Source organism: Rhizobium sp. 10N414 (assembly GCF_056394785.1).
The window spans coordinates 43,447-61,893 of the sequence record NZ_JBFTIN010000009.1 but is presented as its reverse complement, the minus strand read 5'-3'; the positions used below and the strand labels follow the sequence as shown (position 1 = coordinate 61,893).

Annotated in this window: 13 protein-coding genes; 5 read left to right on the top strand and 8 right to left on the bottom strand. The window is 61.1% G+C overall.

Annotated features, from left to right (window positions below; translation table 11 throughout):
• Positions 1-95 precede the first annotated feature (95 nt).
• On the top strand, positions 96-3,770 hold the full coding sequence (locus AC1DE4_RS11045; protein WP_025659496.1) for a PAS domain-containing sensor histidine kinase: 3,675 nt from the start codon (positions 96-98) through the stop codon (positions 3,768-3,770).
• Between the two features lie 223 nt (positions 3,771-3,993).
• Here AC1DE4_RS11045 and AC1DE4_RS11040 read toward each other — a convergent pair whose 3' ends face one another.
• Entirely contained in the window at positions 3,994-5,946 is a 1,953-nt protein-coding gene (locus AC1DE4_RS11040; protein WP_025659497.1) for an acetoacetate--CoA ligase, read from the bottom strand.
• A 163-nt stretch (positions 5,947-6,109) separates the two neighbouring features.
• On the opposite strand from AC1DE4_RS11040, the gene AC1DE4_RS11035 reads away from it, so the two are divergent.
• On the top strand, positions 6,110-7,990 hold the full coding sequence (locus tag AC1DE4_RS11035) for an AsmA family protein (protein ID WP_025659498.1): 1,881 nt from the start codon (positions 6,110-6,112) through the stop codon (positions 7,988-7,990).
• On the opposite strand, the gene AC1DE4_RS11030 is transcribed toward AC1DE4_RS11035, so the two are convergent.
• From AC1DE4_RS11030 to AC1DE4_RS11010, 5 genes are all read right to left on the bottom strand, one after another.
• Positions 7,991-8,809: an ABC transporter permease gene (locus tag AC1DE4_RS11030; RefSeq protein WP_025659499.1), complete on the bottom strand. Its 819-nt coding sequence runs from the start codon at positions 8,807-8,809 to the stop codon at positions 7,991-7,993. It abuts the gene before it with no gap.
• Between the two features lie 2 nt (positions 8,810-8,811).
• Positions 8,812-9,723, bottom strand: coding sequence for an ABC transporter permease subunit (locus AC1DE4_RS11025; RefSeq protein WP_025659500.1), 912 nt, complete (start codon positions 9,721-9,723; stop codon positions 8,812-8,814).
• Positions 9,724-9,726: 3 nt separating this feature from the next.
• On the bottom strand, positions 9,727-10,869 hold the full coding sequence (locus tag AC1DE4_RS11020; protein WP_477881342.1) for an ABC transporter ATP-binding protein: 1,143 nt from the start codon (positions 10,867-10,869) through the stop codon (positions 9,727-9,729).
• Between the two features lie 93 nt (positions 10,870-10,962).
• The gene (locus AC1DE4_RS11015) at positions 10,963-12,063 is read right to left on the bottom strand and encodes a polyamine ABC transporter substrate-binding protein (protein ID WP_037215550.1); all 1,101 of its coding nucleotides are present in this window, start codon (positions 12,061-12,063) and stop codon (positions 10,963-10,965) included.
• 126 nt (positions 12,064-12,189) lie between these two features.
• Entirely contained in the window at positions 12,190-13,602 is a 1,413-nt protein-coding gene (locus AC1DE4_RS11010) for a helix-turn-helix domain-containing protein (protein WP_025659501.1), read from the bottom strand.
• A gap of 191 nt (positions 13,603-13,793) precedes the next feature.
• Between AC1DE4_RS11010 and aceA the strand changes: the two genes are divergently transcribed.
• Together aceA and AC1DE4_RS11000 are read left to right on the top strand one after the other, a co-directional pair.
• On the top strand, positions 13,794-15,083 hold the full coding sequence (gene aceA, locus AC1DE4_RS11005) for an isocitrate lyase (RefSeq protein ID WP_018856837.1): 1,290 nt from the start codon (positions 13,794-13,796) through the stop codon (positions 15,081-15,083).
• A 22-nt stretch (positions 15,084-15,105) separates the two neighbouring features.
• Positions 15,106-15,342, top strand: a complete 237-nt coding sequence (locus AC1DE4_RS11000) for an SMc00767 family acetate metabolism repressor (RefSeq protein WP_025659502.1) — start codon at positions 15,106-15,108, stop codon at positions 15,340-15,342.
• 17 nt (positions 15,343-15,359) lie between these two features.
• Here the strand turns inward: AC1DE4_RS11000 and AC1DE4_RS10995 are convergent, their stop codons facing one another.
• A complete protein-coding gene (locus AC1DE4_RS10995; RefSeq protein ID WP_025659503.1) occupies positions 15,360-16,229 on the bottom strand; it encodes a LysR family transcriptional regulator in 870 nt (289 codons plus the stop codon).
• 87 nt (positions 16,230-16,316) lie between these two features.
• Here AC1DE4_RS10995 and AC1DE4_RS10990 point away from each other — a divergent pair, with 87 nt between their 5' ends.
• On the top strand, positions 16,317-16,550 hold the full coding sequence (locus AC1DE4_RS10990) for a hypothetical protein (protein ID WP_025659504.1): 234 nt from the start codon (positions 16,317-16,319) through the stop codon (positions 16,548-16,550).
• Here the strand turns inward: AC1DE4_RS10990 and AC1DE4_RS10985 are convergent.
• A complete protein-coding gene (locus tag AC1DE4_RS10985) occupies positions 16,523-18,364 on the bottom strand; it encodes a methyl-accepting chemotaxis protein (protein ID WP_025659505.1) in 1,842 nt (613 codons plus the stop codon). The genes AC1DE4_RS10990 and AC1DE4_RS10985 overlap by 28 nt on opposite strands.
• Between the last annotated feature and the right edge of the window lie 83 nt (positions 18,365-18,447).

Here is an 18,447-nt window from a genome sequence, read left to right as displayed (position 1 = left end):
CAGCCGAAAGCCGGACGCCGTTCTGGACCCCGTTCCGGGCTATCGTTATTAATAGACTATTAATTTTCACGATGACCGAAGCCGAAGGTTCGATCATGCCCGCAGTGCAGTACCCGTTCATCGACATCGCCGTGCATGCCCGGGTACGGGAACGCTTTTCGCGTGGCGAAGCGATGGTGCTGCTGTCGGCGGATCTCGGCCGCGCGCTCTGGGCGAACGGCGCCGGCGCCGAGCTCTTCGGGCAATCGGCGGTCTACGATCTGCTCGACCAAGGCATAAATGCGGCTGACATCACCTTTCGCCAGCTGGAAGCCACAGCCCGGCAGCTCGTGAATGTCGGCGACAGCCGCAACTTTATGATCCGCATTGCCCGGGGCTTCCAACGTGTTGCCGTTCAGGCAACTGTCGAACTGATCCGCCTTTCCTCCGGGGAGCGCGCGGTTCTTCTGTCCCTGCCGGTTGCGACCAACGCCCTGTCGATCAAGGCATCCGCCGAACGGATGCTCAAGGGACTCGACGATCCGGATACGCATATGGCTGTGATCGGCGCCGACGGCGAAATCATCGCCGCGTCGCCCGGTTTTGCCGCGCTGGGCGTCACGGAGCAAACCGCCAAGGCCATGACGACGCTTGCGGGCGGCCACGCGGACCGATTGGTGAAACGGCCCGTTGCCACCGGCAAGGGCCTCCTTCCGGCCGCCGTCGGACGACTGAGTGACGAGCCGGCCCTCAATCTCCTATTCGCCGTTGAAACCGTCATCGGGCATCTCGACCCGATCGACTCTCAGGCGCCCGCAGAGGACTTTTCCACAGCCGCCGTTAACCATAAGGAGGCACCGCAGGTCGCGAGCTTTGTCGACGCGATCGATGCCATTGCTGGCATCGAGGACATGGAAGAGCTTCCCGAGGAGAACAATCATGAGGGCGAACCCGAAGCCATGACCACGGAAGCTGCCGCAATCGCCGAGGAGGCGATCGGCGCTGAAGCGATGGGCCAGGAAGCCGAACCGCTGCCGGCTCCGACGGACGAGGCTGCCGAGGAACCGAACGCAACCGAGACAACGCCGGAACGCGTGACGGATGAACCCGCTGTGGCCGCTGCCGTCGCATACAGTCCTGCGGAAGCACCAGCAACCGAACATGTCGGAGCCGCCGCCGATCAGGATGCCGCCGTCGCCCCTGAGATAGAGCAGTCGGAGCCAGCCCGGGCCGCCAAGGCGGGTACCTTTGTGTTCAATCCAAATAGCCGCGCGACCCGATTTGTTTGGAAAATCGACGCGGCGGGACGGTTCAGCGAGGTGTCGAGCGAATTTGCCGAGGCGGTCGGACCACATGCGGCTGACGTCGTCGGCACGCCCTTCAGCGATATTTCGGCACTCTTCAATCTCGATCCCGATGGCAAGATCAGCGAAGCTCTGGCGCGGCGCGACACATGGTCGGGCAAGACAATCAACTGGCCGATCGAAGGGACGAGTCTGGCGGTCCCGGTCGACCTCGCGGCCCTGCCCACCTACACCCGAAGCCGGGAATTCGACGGTTTTCGCGGCTTCGGTGTCGTGCGCCTGTCCGATGCCGCCGAAGATCCTTTGGCGCTAGGCCTGACACTTGGCCCGAACGGCATCGACGCGGCAGCGCTCGAGCAGCAGGCGGAAACCTCTGAAGACGCAGCGTTGTCGGCGCTCGCCGATGAAGTGGCGACCAGCGAGCCGACGGTGGTGGAGACGGCCGCCCCGGCTTTCGAGCCGGCTGCAGAAGAGGCCGCAACCACCGAAGCTGACATTGAGGCGACACCCGAGCCGACGAAACCACAACCATCAGCAGAGCCGCCGGCCCTGCGGATCGTCGAAAGTCCGAGCCGCCGCCTGACCGACAAGATCGTACAGCTCCACGGGGCCGGGCCGCAGCTCACCTCCGCCGAGCAGGCAAATTTCCGCGAGATCGCCAAGCGTCTCGAAGCCTTCGGCGTTCGCGAGCCGCACAGCGACGACGAGCCTCGGGTAAGCGAAACCGGGAAGCGCGACATCGCGGCAGCGGAAACGCCGAAGGCCAGTATGCATGATGATCGATCCTCCGCATTCGAGGACGATTCGGTAGACGCCTCGCCTGAACAGAAAGAGGGTGACGAGGCACAGCCTTCTGTCAACGAACCCGAGACGGTCACTTCGGCCTCCGCACCCGACGACGGTGTGACCGAGGGGTTGGAAGAAACCGTCAGCCAGATGGATATGCTGGCGAGCTTCATTCCGCCGCGCGCAAAGATGGGCGCCGGCCTGTCCGCGGCTGCCATCGACCAGCTGCCTGTCGCCGTCCTCGTGCATGCGGGCGACCAGTTGATCCACGCCAACCCGGAATTCATGCGACTGACCGGCTACAAGTCGCTGGAAGCCCTGGGCGAGGTCGGTGGCATCGATGCGCTGCTGCAGCGCTCGGAGCTCGAAGGAAGTGCCGGCCGCTCCGGTTCGATGATGCTGGTAACGGTCGATGATAGTCTCGTTCCGGTCACGGCGCGGCTGCAGTCCATTCGCTGGGAGGAAAGCAGCGCCTTGATGCTGGCGTTGATGCCGGCGGCAAGCGACGCGGCAGTTCGCGCGCGCCCTGCGCCGCCCGCAGAGCCTCGTTCGTTCGAAAGGATGCTGGAGAAGGTCGCCAAGCTGCAGGTGGAAGTCGAAGAACTGCGCTCGATCCTGGAAACGGCGACCGACGGCGTCGTGGTGATCGGCGCTGAAGGCGACATCCGCTCGATGAACCGCTCGGCAAGCGCGCTGTTCAACTACGATGAGGACGAGACCCGCGGAAAGCCCTTCGTCATGCTGTTTGCGCATGAGAGCCAAAGAGCTGTGCTCGATTACCTCGGCGGCCTCTCGGGCCACGGCGTCGCAAGCGTGCTTAACGATGGCCGTGAAGTCATCGGACGCGAAGCCGGCGGCGGCTTCGTGCCGCTGTTCATGACGATGGGACGCCTCACCTCCTCGAGCGGCTATTGCGCGGTCATCCGCGATATCACCCAGTGGAAGCGTACCGAGGATGAACTGCGCAGCGCCAAGAGCGCAGCGGAGACGGCGAGCGAACACAAGACCGACTTCCTCGCGCGCGTCAGCCATGAGATCCGTACGCCCCTCAATGCGATCATCGGCTTTTCCGACATGATGGCTAGCGAGCGCTTCGGCCCGATCGGGCATCCGCGCTATGTCGAGTATGCCAACGACATCGGTCGTTCCGGACGCCATGTCCTCGATATCGTCAACGACCTGCTGGATATCTCGAAGATCGAGGCCGGCGAAATGGACCTCGATTTCGGCGCCATCGACCTGAACGAGGCGGTTTCGGAGGCGGTCTCCCTCCTCCAGCCGCAGGCCAACAGCCAGCGAGTCATCATCCGCACAGCCCTATCCCAGGCCGTGCCTGACGTCGTCGCCGACCTCCGTTCGGTCAAGCAGATTGCACTCAACATCCTGTCGAACTCGATACGGTTCACGCCGGCGGGCGGACAGATTGTCGTCTCCACCTCCTATGAGGCAAACGGCAGCGTCGTCTTGCGGGTGCGCGATACCGGCGTCGGCATGACACGGAGCGAACTGGACCAAGCCATGAAGCCGTTCCGTCAGGTGTCCGCACAGTCTCGGCCGCGTGGCGAAGGTACGGGACTCGGCCTGCCGCTGACCAAGGCGATGGTCGATGCCAACCGGGCCATTTTCGCGATCAGTTCCGCACCCAACGAAGGCACGCTGGTAGAGATCGCCTTCCCGTCACAGCGGGTCCTTGCAGGCTGAACCAAAAAAGGCAGCCGGAGGGGCTGCCTGAGAGTTGGGGTGTGCTGTTCAACAAGGGCTTAGTTAAGCAACATCATGTTTCAGGAGCCCAAGGCTCCGGCTGCCTCGTTCATCTGCAGCCCCAAGTTAAATTCATTCATGACCAACGTTTCTTAACGAAAAGTTGCCGCCGCCTTCAATCTGTTAACGGTGAAAGCTTGTAGTGGCCGGTTGCACCCGTTGCTCACGCGCGCAGTTCGGCAAGCCCCGCGAAGAGATCCAACGCCTCCGGATTGGCAAGCGCCTCCTTGTTCTTGACCGGCCGACCGTGGACGACCTCGCGCACCGCAAGTTCAACGATTTTCCCCGATTTGGTGCGAGGAATATCGCTGACGGCAATGATCTTTGCCGGCACATGCCGTGGCGAGGCGCCTGTGCGAATGCGGCTCTTGATCGCCTTCGTCAGGTCATCGGTCAGGAATACGCCGGGCGCGAGGCGCACGAACAGAACCACGCGGACATCGTCATCCCATTCCTGGCCGATGCAGAGAGCCTCCGCGACTTCGCCCATCTGTTCGACCTGATTGTAGATCTCCGCGGTTCCGATGCGGACGCCGCCGGGATTGAGGGTGGCGTCAGAGCGCCCGTGAATGATGATGCCCTCGTGCGCGGTCCACTCCGCGAAGTCGCCGTGGCACCATACATTGTCGAAACGCTCGAAGTAGGCTGCCCTGTACTTCGCCCCATCAGGATCGTTCCAGAACATCACGGGCATCGACGGAAAGGCCTTTGTACAGACGAGTTCACCCTTTTCCTGGCGAACCGGCCGGCCCTCGTCGTCCCACACATCCATCGCCAGGCCGAGGCCCGGCCCCTGGATTTCGCCACGCCAGACTGGCTGCAAGGGGTTGCCGAGGACGAAGCAGGAGACAATATCCGTGCCACCGGAAATAGATGCGAGTTGCACGTCTTCCTTGATGCCTTCGTAAACAAAGGAGAAGCCCTCCGGCGAGAGCGGCGATCCGGTCGATGTCATCAGCCGAAGACTGGAGAGGTCGTGAGTGGTGCGCGGCGTCAGCCCGCTCTTGCGCACCGCGTCGATATATTTCGCCGAGGTCCCGAAAACAGCAAACTTCTCGGCTGCCGCAAAGTCGAAGAGCACATTGCCGTCAGGCGCGAAAGGCGAGCCGTCGAAAAGGCAAAGCGTGGCACCTGCCGCCAAGCCGCTCACCAGCCAGTTCCACATCATCCAGCCGCATGTGGTGAAATAGAAAAGCCTCTCGCCGGGTTGAATTCCGCAATGCAGCCGGTGTTCCTTGAGGTGCTGCAACAATGTGCCGCCGACCGAGTGGACGATGCACTTCGGAACGCCGGTCGTTCCCGATGAGAAGAGGATATAGAGCGGGTGCGCGAAGGGCAGGCGCGTAAACTCGACAGAACGTGGCTCGAAGGGCGCGATGAAGTCGTCCAGCGTCTTGGCGCCGGGTGTTTCGTCTGCGACCGCGGCGGCATCCCCTGCATAGTGGACGACGAGGCATGGCGCGCCGAGTTGCTTCGTCACGGTCGCCACCTTGGCCTTCACGTCCTGCAGCTTGCCGCCATACCAATAGGCGTCGCAGGCGATGAAAAGCTTCGGCCCGATCTGGCCAAACCGGTCAAGAACACCCTGCTCCCCGAAGTCGGGCGAACAGGACGACCAGATCGCGCCGATCGACGCGGCCGCCAGCATGCAGGCCACCGTCTCGGGCATGTTCGGCATCATCGCCGCAATCCGATCTCCGGGACCGATCCCCATTGCCTTGAATGCCTGCTGCAACCTGGAAACCAGGCCACGCAGCCGGTCCCAGCTCCAACGATCGGCAACCTTGTCCTCCCCCCGAAAGATCAGTGCATCGTCAGCGCCTTCTCCGGAAAGCAGGTTCTCGGCAAAATTCAACGTCGCATCCGGGAAGAAGCGCGCATCGAGCATGACATCGCCATCGAGGAGCGCGCGTGCTCCGCGCTCGCCCTTGACGCCGCAGAACTCCCAGACCGATGTCCAGAACCGTTCCCTGTCGGCGACAGAAAAAGCGTGCAAATCATGGTAGCTTGTCAGGGAGAGATCGAAGTCACGGTTGCACTGCTGCATGAAGGCGTACATCGGGCTCGCTTCGACCGATGTACGCCAAGGCATCCAGAGTGGCTTATCGTCGCGCATTCGAGACTTCTCCTATTTGTTCGCCTGTATACCATGCAATATCAGCTTATAAAGGGAGTGACGAGCAAAGTCAGAGGCTCGCGTTTGCATGCAGCTTGCATTTGATATATCGGGCATTTCAGAGCATTAACGGCGGCGACGGCCGAAAATACCGGCGGAATTCATGGGTACGTCAAGACAACCGCGATGGCGGAAGAAATTCAGACCCGTGTCACGCTGGCTGCCTGGCTTCGCCCGGCTTGCCACAGTCACCCTGCTTGTCGTCCTGTCGATCTTCGTGGCGCTTCGTGTCGCCGCCCCCTACCTGATTTCAACCGGCCTCGTTCGCTCCGGCATCGAGGATGCCCTGTCCAAATGGGCCGGCTATCGTGCCGAGGTCGCGGGCAAGCCGGTCATCGAATTCTGGCCGACGCCTCGCATCACCCTCAGCAAGATCTCGGTTCACCAGAAAGGCGACAGCAATAGGCTGCTCGGAACGATCGAAAGCCTCTCCGCCGAGTTCAGCCTGATCGATGCGATCCGAGGGCGCGCGAGCTTCCACGAGTTCCACCTTTTCCGCCCAAACCTGCAACTCACCCGTGAAAGCAGCGGCGTGATCGACTGGACCAATGAGGGGCTTCTGGCGCGAGCGATCTCAGGCGCGCGTGAGGAAGGTGGAAGAGAGGTTCTAGATCGGAAACTGGATGCCGCCGTCGGTGCCATCACAGTTGAGGATGGCACCATCAACGTCGCCGATGTCGCAAGCGGTAGGACTTATCGCTTCGAGGGTGTGACCGCCGACGTCAGCTGGCGCAAACTGTCGAGTCCGATTACCGCCGTGTTGATCGCACGGATGAGTGGGCAGGATCTCAAGCTCGATTTCTCGTCCCCCAGCCCGCTTCTCATTTTCGGCGGCAACAAGGCCGAAATGAGCGGATCGCTGACTTCGAGCCTGCTCACGGCACGGTTCCAGGGACTCGCGAACATCTCGCATCTCTTTGACCTCTCCGGCAACATGGCGCTGAACATCCCCGATCTGCCGGCACTGTTGACATGGGCCGACCGCTCGCTGCCGGGTATCGCGACCCTCAAGACCTTCTCGATCGAGACCGATGTCGCTTCGGTTGCGAACGGATTCCGCTTCGACAATGTCAATATGAGCATGAATGGGTCGAATGCGAAGGGCGTGATGGACGTGGCCTTTCCGCCAGGCAAACGCGCCAAACTCGGCGGCACGCTGGCCTTCGACCAGATGAATTTCAGGTCGCTCTTCGATGCATTCGTGCTTCGTCTGGCCGCCGGCGAGGCTGGCGGACGGCCTGATGGCGGTGCGCTGCAGAAACTCGATCTTGATCTCCGGCTTTCCGCGAAACAGGCCCTCATCGAACCTTTCATCCTCTCCGATGTCGGAGCGGGCATCATCGTTTCCAGCAACGAGGCAAAGTTCGACATCGGTGACAGCGAGTTTGAAGGCGGCTCCCTGTCCGCTCATCTTGAGGCGATGCGCGGTGATTTCGACGGCGGCGGCAAACTGCAACTGTCGATCCGCGGCGCCGACTTCGCCGGGCTGATCGAGCGGCTTCAGCTGAAGGGGCCACTCCCCCTTGCCACCGGCTCTCTCGACATGTCGATCAAAACGACAAAGCCGCTCTGGAAGGTCGAAGCCGGCGACGTGACGGGCAGGATCGCTTTCCGCGCGCGCTCGGGCTCGCTTCCGGGCTTCGATGCGGAGGCGGTACGCGAAGAAGCCACGCGCGCGGACTTCTTCACGCTGAACGCGGTATCCCACCGTGCCTTTGCCTTTGACAATTTCGACATCGCCGCCGATCTCGCCGATGGCGTGGCGACCATCCATGGCGGCCGTATCGAAGGTCCCCAGCAGACGCTGATCCTTTCCGGCGTCATCCCATACCACTCGAATGGATTGGCACTGTCGGGGACGATCGAAGCAACTGACCCGACAGCATCGACGAGTTTCCCGCCTCTGCCGTTCTTCGTTGGCGGCGCGTGGCCGGAGCCGGTGATCTCCCCGGCTCCCGTCACGCAGCAGGGATCGACCAAATAATCACGGCGCGTTTGCAGCCGCACGTTCGTCACGCTCGCGCTGCAGTTCACGGCGTTTCGTGATGGTGGAGGCGCAGATCACGCCAATCGCCACGACTGCAATGAGAATGGTGCAGACCGCGTTGATTTCAGGCGTTACCCCGAGACGGACCTGGCTGTAGATCTTCATCGGCAGCGTCGTCGCCCCAGGGCCGGAGGTGAAGCTCGCGATGACGAGGTCATCCAGCGACAGCGTGAAGGCGAGGATCCAGCCGGAAAGCACGGCAGGCGCGATGATCGGCAGCGTCACTTCGAAGAAGGTCCGCACCGGTGGTGCGCCAAGATCCTGCGCCGCTTCCTCAATCGACCTGTCGAACGTCAACAGTCGCGACTGCACAACGACGGCGACGAAGCACATGGTGAGCGTGGTGTGCGCCAGCGTGATCGTCCAGAAGCCGCGGTCGAAACCGATCGCCACGAACAGCAGTAGAAGCGACAGGCCGGTAATCACCTCGGGCATGACAAGCGGTGCATAGACCATGCCGGAAAACAGCATGCGGCCGCGAAAGCGCGTGTAGCGCACCAAGGCGATCGCGGCGAGCGTTCCAAGGACCGTTGCCGCCGTGGCCGAAAGGAGGCCGACGCGGATCGTCACCCAGGCGGCATCGAGCAGAGCCTGATTGTGCAGGAGCGAGACGTACCATTTGGTCGAGAAGCCGCCCCAGACAGTCACCAGCTTCGACTCGTTGAAGGAAAACACCACCAGCAGGACGATCGGCAGATAGAGAAACGCAAAGCCGAGCGCGACGGAGGCGATGTTGAAACGGGTCCATCTCAGCATGTCTATCTCCCCTGCTCGTCGGCCTTGGCCTGCGCGTTCTGAAAGAACACGATCGGGATCACCAGGATCAAGAGCAGGATCGTCGCCACCGCCGAGGACACCGGCCAATCGCGGTTTGAGTTAAACTCGTTCCACAGCGTCTTGCCGATCATCAGCGTCTCCGATCCGCCAAGCAGGTCGGGGATAACGAACTCGCCAACCGCGGGGATGAACACCAGCATGCATCCGGCAACAACACCTGGCAGCGACAGCGGGAAGGTTACCCGCCAGAATGCGGTAATCGGCGTGCAGCCGAGATCCTGCGCGGCCTCGATCAAGGTGCCGTCCATCTTTTCCAGCGAGGAATAGAGGGGCAGGACCATGAACGGCAGATAGGAATAGACAATGCCGATGTAGACCGCGACATTCGTGTTCAGAATGATCAACGGCGTATCGATGGCGTGCACCGACAATAGCAGCTGGTTGAACAATCCCTCCGGCTTGAGGATTGCGATCCAGGCGTAGACGCGGATCAGGAAGCTCGTCCAGAACGGCAGGATGACGAGCATCAGTAGCGTCGGACGGATGCTGCGTGGAGCCTGGGCCATGCCGTAGGCGATCGGATAAGCAATCAGCAGCGTAAGGAACGTCGATACGCCAGCGATCACGACGCTCGATATGTAGGCGTTCAAATAGAGCGGGTCGTCGAGCAGATAGCTGTAATTCTCGAAGGAAAAGGTGCGCATCTTCGCCCAGAACTCGGCCCAGCCGTCAGCCAGACCAAAGACCGGCTCGTAGGGAGGCATGGCGATTGCCGTCGTCGAGAGCGATATGCGGAAGACGATGAAGAACGGCGCCATGAAGAACAGCAGCAGCCAGACATAGGGAATGATGATGACCAGGCGATTGTAGAACGCGGAACCGAGCTTGCCCATGGTTCAATCCTTGAGGAGGACGCCGGCATCCTCGGCGAAGGTAATCCAGACTTCCTGGTCGTAGGTGAACGGGTCGTCGACAGCGCGCTGCGCATTGAGGAGCGAGGCCTTGACCACCTTGCCGCTCTTCAGCTTCACGTRGAAGACCGTCATGTCGCCGAGATAGGCGATGTCCCACAGCTCCCCGGACGCCGCATTTACCCTTGGATTGGCTGGCGGCTTGCGCGAGACCTTCAGCTTTTCCGGACGGATGGCAAAGCCGACTGGCGCGCCCATTGCCGGCTTTTCGGGAGTGACGACACTGATCGAGAAATTTTCGTCGACGGCGATCTCGACGGTGCTGTCGTTCGTGCTCGCGACCTTGCCATCAAAGATGTTCACGTCGCCGATGAAGTCGGCGACGAAGCGGGAATTCGGCGCCTCGTAGATCTCCGCCGGTGTCGCGACCTGGATGACCTTTCCGTGGCTCATGACCGCAATGCGGTCCGCCATGGTCATCGCCTCCTCCTGGTCGTGGGTGACCACGACAAAGGTCAGACCGAGGTTTTGCTGCAGGTCCATGAGCTCGAACTGTGTTTCCTCGCGCAGCTTTTTGTCGAGCGCGCCAAGCGGTTCGTCGAGCAACAGCACCTTCGGTCGCTTGGCAAGGGAACGCGCCAGGGCCACACGCTGGCGCTGGCCACCGGACAGCTGGTTCGGCTTGCGCGTGGCAAACTTCTCGAGCTTCACCATCTTCAGCATCTGCAGAACGCGCTCGGTGATCTCCTCTTTGGGCATGCCATCCTGGCGCAGGCCGAAGGCGATATTCTTCTCCACCGTCATATGCGGAAACAGCGCATAGGACTGGAACATCATGTTGACCGGTCGCTTGTACGGTGGCGTTCCAGCCATGTCGGTGCCGTCGAGGACGATTTCGCCCGAGGTCGGCTGCTCGAAGCCTGCAAGCATGCGCAGCAGCGTGGATTTCCCACATCCGGAAGCCCCAAGCAGGGCAAAGAACTCACGATGATAAATATTCAGAGACAGGTCATCGACGGCGGTGAAGTCACCGAACCGCTTCGTGACGTTATTGAACGATATGAACGGCTTCGATGCCGGGTCTGCCCACGGCGCAAAGGAACGGCGAATATTGCCAAGTGACTTCATTATGTGCCCCGAAAAGTCATTTTGAGAACCGACGTCCCCGCAATCGGCATGATAAGGAAAGGCCCGGGCGTTGCCGTCCGGGCCTGATATTCTTTACTGGCCGGTGACGACTTTCGTCCAGATCCGGGTCGCCGTGCGCTGCGTTTTCGGATCCCATGGGGTGACGCTATAGAGCTTCTTCATCACGTCCTCGCTCGGATAGACCGATGGGTCTTCGAGGATTTCCTTGTCGATGAACTGCTGCGACGCCTTGTTGCCGTTGGCGTAGAATACGTAGTTGCTGGCCTTGGCGATGACTTCAGGCTTCATCATGTAGTTGAGGAATTCGTGCGCCTCGGCAACATGCTTGGCATCCGCCGGGATCGCCATCATGTCGAACCACATCTGCGCGCCCTGTGACGGAATGGAGTAACCGACCTCCACGTCGTTCTTGGCTTCGGTCGCACGGTTGGCAGCCTGGAAGATGTCGCCGGAATAACCGAAAGCGATGCAGATGTCGCCGTTCGCCAAGGCGTTGATGTATTCCGAGGAGTGGAACTTGCGAACGAAGGGCCGTACCTTTTCCAGCATTTCGCCGGCCTTCTGCAGATCGGCCGGCTTGCTCGAATTGGGGTCAAGTCCGATGTAGGTCAATGCAGACGGCAGGACGTCCTTCGGCGCATCGAGGACATAGATGCCGCAGTCCTTGAATTTTTCCGCAACCTTCGGATCGAAGATGACTTCGAGGCCCGGCGCCTTTGCGTCCGGCCCGAGGATTTCGTCGAGCTTTTTCTTGTTGTATCCAATCCCGTTGGTGCCCCACATGTAGTCCACCGCGTATTCGTTACCGGGGTCGTACATGGCGGTGCGCTGCTGGATCATATCCCACATATTCGAAAGGTTGGGCAGCTTGGATTTGTCGAGCTTCTGGAAGACGCCGGCCTGGATCTGGCGCTGCAGGAAGTCGCCGCTCGGGACGACAACGTCATAGCCGGTACCGCCGGCGAGCAGCTTGGTTTCAACCGTCTCGTTGGAATCGAAGGTATCGTAGACGACCTTGATGCCGGTTTCCTTGGTGAAGTCTTCAAGGATGGAGCTGTCGATATAGTCCGACCAGTTGTAGACGTTGACCACCCGCTCCTGCGCAAAGGACGGCGCAGCGGCGAATGCAAGCACAACGGCGCTCGCTGCAAGTCTTGCGAATGTTGACCTCATGATATCTCCTGTCTTCTTCTTGCTTTGTGGCGCCTGTAGACGCCGACCCTCTGGTTTTGCAAGCAGACTAGAAATGTTTTTGAGAGCCCACAAGCGCAAAAACCTGCACTCTCAATCATTTCACAATCATTGAAAATCAAAGCTGCTGAGGCCCGCAACCATCTCGTCGAGGCCCAATGGTCGTGTGACCGGCGGCTCGGCGCGTGAGAGGCATCCGCGCCGTTCGCAAAGGCGGCAAGCAGGTCCTATCGCAACTGGCTGCTGAGACGTTGCGACCTGGCCATAGACCGACGCTTCGCCGGCCGCAGCGTCGCAGCCGATCTGCAATGCGGTGCGCCTGATGCGCTCGCCGAACGCGGCGTTCGGCCCTTCAAGCGTCCGGGAGACCGTGAGATAGCGGGCGCCATCCGGCATTTCGACCGTTTCGGCAAGGATCTGGCCCGGCTGCAGGAAGGCGGCATGAATGTTCAGCTTGGGACAGCCGCCGCCGAAACGCGAATGCGGGAAACCCTGCGCCCCAGCCCGCCGCAGTCGGTGACCGGCGGCGTCGATCTCAATCATAAAGAGGGGAATCGCCGAAGCGCCCGGTCGCTGCAGCATGACCAGCCGGGCTGCGGCCTGCGCATAGGAAACTCCGAAGCGGGAACGGAGGATATCTAGATCGTACCGGCTGCCTTGGGCCGCGGAGAGAAATGGCCCATAGGGCATGGCAAGCGCCAAGGCGCCGTAACGACAGAGTTCGAAGCGCGCTATCCGCTTCGCCTCCGGCGTCGACAGCGCCAGACCATCGAGTTCCGCCAGGATCGCATCACGCAAGGCGAGCGTTGCCACCTCGATGGCGATCTCATGCGCCTGATCGGCCGGCGACAGGCGCTCGGAAACGAAGAGCCGCATCGAGTGCCGGTCGAAGCGGCGCCGCAGATCGGGCATGACGTGAACGGGAAGGACACGCACGCTGATCCCGCGTTCCGCCCGCAGCCACTCCCTGAACGCGGCCGGCAGATCGCGCGTCTCGGCAAAGCGGGCCAGGAAGGTCTCCGCCGCAGCCTCCAGTTGAGAGAAATAGGCGGAGCGCCGCTCCATGATATCGCGGACCTCGTCGGCCGGCAGCCGCGCACCGGCGAGCGGTACCTGCCCCGCGCCGGCCGTCAACGACGTCAGGTCCGACAGGCGGCTCGCCTGTTCGATATAGGCCCGGTACAGCTTGATGATGCCGCTTGCCGCGTTGGGCGCGGCCTCCGCGACCTCCACGAGTTCCTGGTCGCCGGGAAGCTCGCCGGCCAGGAGCGGATCCGCAAAAATCTCGCGCAGCTGGTTGAGGCTGCCGCCGCTCTCGTCCCTCAGCTCCTCCAGATCGACTTTGTAGACCGACGACAGCTTCAGGAGCAGTTGCACCGTCAGTGGCCGCTGGTTGCGCTCGATAAGGTTGAGATAGGATGGAGAGATGCCAAGCTCCTCGGCCATCGCTGACTGAGTCAAACCGAGGCCGTTGCGAATGCGCCGGACCTTTGGCCCCGCAAAAATCTTGCGCTCCGCCATGTGACAATCCTTTACAAAAGTCCGCTCAGATAACTTTACAATACTTTACAAATTGACAGAGCCAGCCTGTCAAGGCTTTGCATCCTAACTCGTTTCTGATGGCTACTCCATAGAAAACTCTGGTCTTTTTCCGGGATCTGTAAATTCTGTCAATCATCCAAACTGACCACTCAATCTGCAAGGAGCATAAGATGACAGAATTTGACAAGCTGCACCGGGACCTTCCAGCTGGGCGATTCAATGGGGTTGAGCGTCCCTACTCGATCGATGACGTCAAGCGGCTGCGCGGCTCCGTCGAACTGCGCTATTCCCTCGCGGAAATGGGCGCCAAGCGGTTGTGGCAGCTTCTGCATCAGGATGATTTCGTCAATGCTCTCGGAGCCCTGTCGGGCAATCAGGCGATGCAGATGGTTCGCGCCGGATTGAAGGCAATCTACCTGTCCGGCTGGCAGGTCGCCGCGGATAGCAACACCGCCTCGGCCATGTATCCGGATCAATCCCTCTATCCGGCAAACGCCGGTCCGGAACTGGCCAAGCGGATCAACCGGACCCTGCAGCGCGCCGATCAGATCGAAACATCAGAGCAGAACGGCCTCTCCGTCGAGACCTGGTTTGCGCCGATTGTTGCTGACGCGGAAGCAGGCTTCGGTGGCCCGCTGAACGCCTTCGAGATCATGAAGGCCTATATCGAGGCCGGTGCAGCCGGCGTCCATTTCGAGGACCAGCTGGCGTCGGAGAAGAAGTGCGGCCATCTCGGCGGCAAGGTCCTGATCCCGACCGCAGCACACATCCGCAACCTCGATGCGGCTCGCCTCGCCGCCGACGTCATGGGTGTTCCGACGCTCGTCATTGCCCGCACGGATGCGGAAGCCGCCAAGCTACTGACCTCAGATATCGACGAACGCGACCAGCCCTTTGTCGACTACGATGCCGGCCGCACGGTCGAAGGCTTCTATCAGGTTCGCAACGGGCTCGAGCCGTGCATCGCCCGTGCCGTCGCCTATGCACCGCACTGCGATCTCATCTGGTGCGAGACGTCGAAGCCGGATCTCGAGCAGGCACGCCGTTTTGCCGAGGGGGTCCACAAGGTGCATCCCGGCAAGCTGCTCGCCTACAACTGCTCGCCGTCGTTCAACTGGAAGAAAAACCTGGATGACGCGACGATCGCCAAGTTCCAGCGCGAACTCGGCGCAATGGGCTACAAGTTCCAGTTCATCACGCTTGCCGGCTTCCACCAGCTGAACTTCGGCATGTACGAACTCGCGCGCGGCTACAAGGACCGGCAGATGGCTGCCTATTCCGAATTGCAGGAGGCGGAGTTCGCGGCGGAGATCAACGGCTACACCGCGACCAAGCATCAGCGCGAAGTCGGCACCGGTTACTTCGATGCCGTTTCGATGGCCATCACCGGCGGACGTTCGTCGACTACGGCGATGAGGGAATCCACCGAACATGCACAGTTCAAACCAGCAGCAGAATGATCGCACCAAGGAGGAGAATGCCATGCCTACTCTTGCACGCGTCAAGGAACGCGCTGAAGAACAGTCCACCTGCATGACCACAGACCAGCAGACGACGATCCGCACGCTCGCCAACGATCTGCACCGACTGAACCAGTCGGTCATGAAGGCGGTCGATGCCGGTGTCTCCGTCGAGATCGTTCGCTCGGCGAGACACCACGGCGGCGACGGTAACTGGGGAGATCTTTTGATCCCCATCATCGTCGCGGGGCGCAACTGAGATCGCGGCGGGCGCCCTCAACTTCGGCTGGCGCGCCTGCCCGCAAACAGATCGATATAGCTCTTCAGCAATTTCGTCATGCGATCGGCAACGGTCCGGATTTCCGGCCGGTGCCGATCCTCGTTGTTCATGACGATCCACTGCCGGTGGCGCAATTCCGGCAGTTCGCCGCCAAGACGCTGCAGTTCGGGATCGAGGTCGCCGACGAAGCATGGCAAGACCGCCTTGCCCGCCCCTCCTCTCACCAGCTCCAGCAGCGAGCGTGGCCGGTTGACCGTTGCAACGATCAAGCCGCCTGCATTGCGGTGCGGCCAGCGGAGATAGTTCGAGATCGCATCCTCTTCGGAGACGGCCACCCACCTGTCCTCGGTCGCGTCAACATTGCGTCTCGTATAGACAGCGTAGGCCACCTCGCCCAGCAGGCGGGCGGCAAGGTTGCTTTCTTCGGGCTCGAAGGCGCGGATGCCGATATCGCTTTCCCTGTAATTGAGGTTGGCGCGCGCTTCGCCGACCGTCAAAGAGATAGCGAAGGCATCGCCGGGTTTGCGGATCGCGGCGAAATTCTCCGTCAGAAGCCACGCGACCCAAGTGCCGGCGGCAACCTTGACCGTCGCACCAACGCTCCCGGCCTGCCGCCAGGCGTCAATCTTGCGCGCCGCGGCCTCCATGTCCTGCAGATGATCCAAAAGGACCTGGCCATCCGCGGTGAGGCTGTAACCCTTCTGGCTGCGGATGAAAAGCGCCTTGCCGATCTCATGCTCGAGATCGAGCATGCGACGGCCAATCGTGGCGGGACTGAGCCCGCTCGATGCACTGGCGCCCGTCAGCCCGCCGAAGCGAGCGACCTGCACGAATAGCTGAAAGGAATCCCATTGTGGGTTTTTCATCGATGAAAAACATAGTGAGGAAATTCCCGTTTATAAACCAAATTTCGAGGAATAACTAAGGCGATGCCCATATCGAAGGACATCGCCATGATCACTCTCATCGCCGTCGCCCAGATTGCAGACCTGCTGAATGGCAGTCGTGACAAGTACTCGGCAAAGGCCGAAAGCGAATTCTACGAGAGCCTCGGCAGCTCCCGCGCGGTCCGCGTCGCGGCTTTCCTCACGTCTCCGTGGCTATGGAGCGGGAAGCGCCGCTCCGGAAAAGCGGACGCTTGCCGATCCGGGAACGTCGGTCACGCCGCATGCCTCACGCGGTCATAATTCTGGGCGGCTTCGAACCGGAACTGCTGTACCAACGTCATCAACGCATCGGCCTCGTTGGCGAGCTGGCGGCTCGCCTCGGTCGTTTCCTCGACCATGGCGGCGTTCTGCTGCGTCATCTGGTCCATCGCATTGACCGCGCCGTTGACCTCCTGCAGGGCAGCGGACTGATCCTGGCTTGCCGTCGCAATCATTTCGACATGGCTGCTGATCGCAATGATCTCCTGGCTGATCGCGGCGAGCACGGCACCGGTCTTCTGCACAAGGCCGGAGCCTGCGGTAACCTCGCGCGTCGACTTCTCGATCAGCCCCTTGATTTCGCGCGCCGCATCGGCGGACCGCTGTGCAAGTTCGCGCACCTCCTGCGCAACCACGGCAAAGCCCTTGCCCGCCTCGCCAGCCCGGGCGGCTTCGATACCGGCATTCAACGCCAGAAGGTTCGTCTGGAACGCAATGTCATCGATGACTTCGATGATCTGCTCGATCTGCTTCGACGCCTCTTCGATACGGTTCATCGCCGCGACCGCGTCGGTGACGACAGCGCCTGAACTATCGGCGTTTTTCTTGGTCGCGGACACGGCATCATTCGCTTCGCGGGCACGTACGGCCGACGATTTGACGGTCACGGTGATTTGCTCAACTGCGGCCGCCGTCTCCTCCAGGTTGGCAGCCTGTGCTTCCGTACGCTTCGAAAGCTCATCGGCAGACGCCAGCATCGCGCCGGAGTTGTTCTGGATCGAAGCGGTGTTGTCGCGAATGCGCGCCAAGGTTTCCTGCAGCCGCACGAGCGACGCATTGAAATCGACGCGAAGCTGCTCAAGGCGACCGACGAATGGCGTCTGGATCGTCTGCGAAACATCGCCCTGCGCCAAGCGCCCCAAACCGGCGGCGAGCTGGTTGACGGCGAAGTCGATCTGGCCGTCAAGCGCGCGCTTCTCGGCGTCGTTGCGGGCACGTTCACTATCGCTAAGCTGCCGCTGTTCGGCCGCCTGCATCTCCAAGTCCTGGCGGGCGCGGGCGTTGTCGCGGAACAGCGCGAGCGCGCGTCCGATCGCGCCGAATTCGTTCTGCTTCTCAACGCAAGGGATCGGCCTGTCGAGATTGCCGTCGGAAATCGTATGAATGGTCGCCGTCAGCGCCTCGAGCGGCCTGATGGACGCCCGGATGGCGAAGTAGGCTGCCACGCCGACGAGCAGCAATACCGCTACACCGACACCGGCCACCAGCATCAGCAGTTGCTGCAGGCTGCTGTAATAGACCTCCATCGGGATGCCGATGAACAGGATGCCGACGTTTGAACCGGCCGTGTTCTTCACCGGAAAATAGCCTGTCATGAACTTCCGACCGAAAAGGTCAGCCGGGCCGTAGTAGGCCTGCCCCTTGGCCAGTACCGCCTGCGCGGGATGATCCGCCGCGAGCTTCGTGCCGACAGCGCGGTCGCCGTTCTCTTTCTTGACGTTCGTGGAAACACGGACGTAGTCGCTGCCTTGGCGTTCAAAGACGGTGGCAACGCCAGCAATCGACTGTGCGGTGCGATCGACCAGAACGTGATCGCCGAGCGATGGCAGCTTTTCCTCGGTTACCCCGGCAAGCTCGTTGTTGCTGACGTCGACCTTCACTCCGGCATCGCTCGCGCCGTAGAGGACCGCCATCGTCCTGCTTGCATCCTTGGCGTCAGACACGGCGCTCGTCATCACGTAAGCGCTCAGATTGTAATAGGTGGCGCAGACGATCGCTGCGGTGCTGAAGACGAGTAGAACGAGTGTGATGGCGACGATCTGACGTACGATGGAAGCCGAGAACAGGCGTAGCATAGGTATCCCCTGAGACGTGAGCCCCGGAGGCTAATGCGAATATTTAAAGAAAATCTTCAAAAAATTGATAATCGTCGAAAACT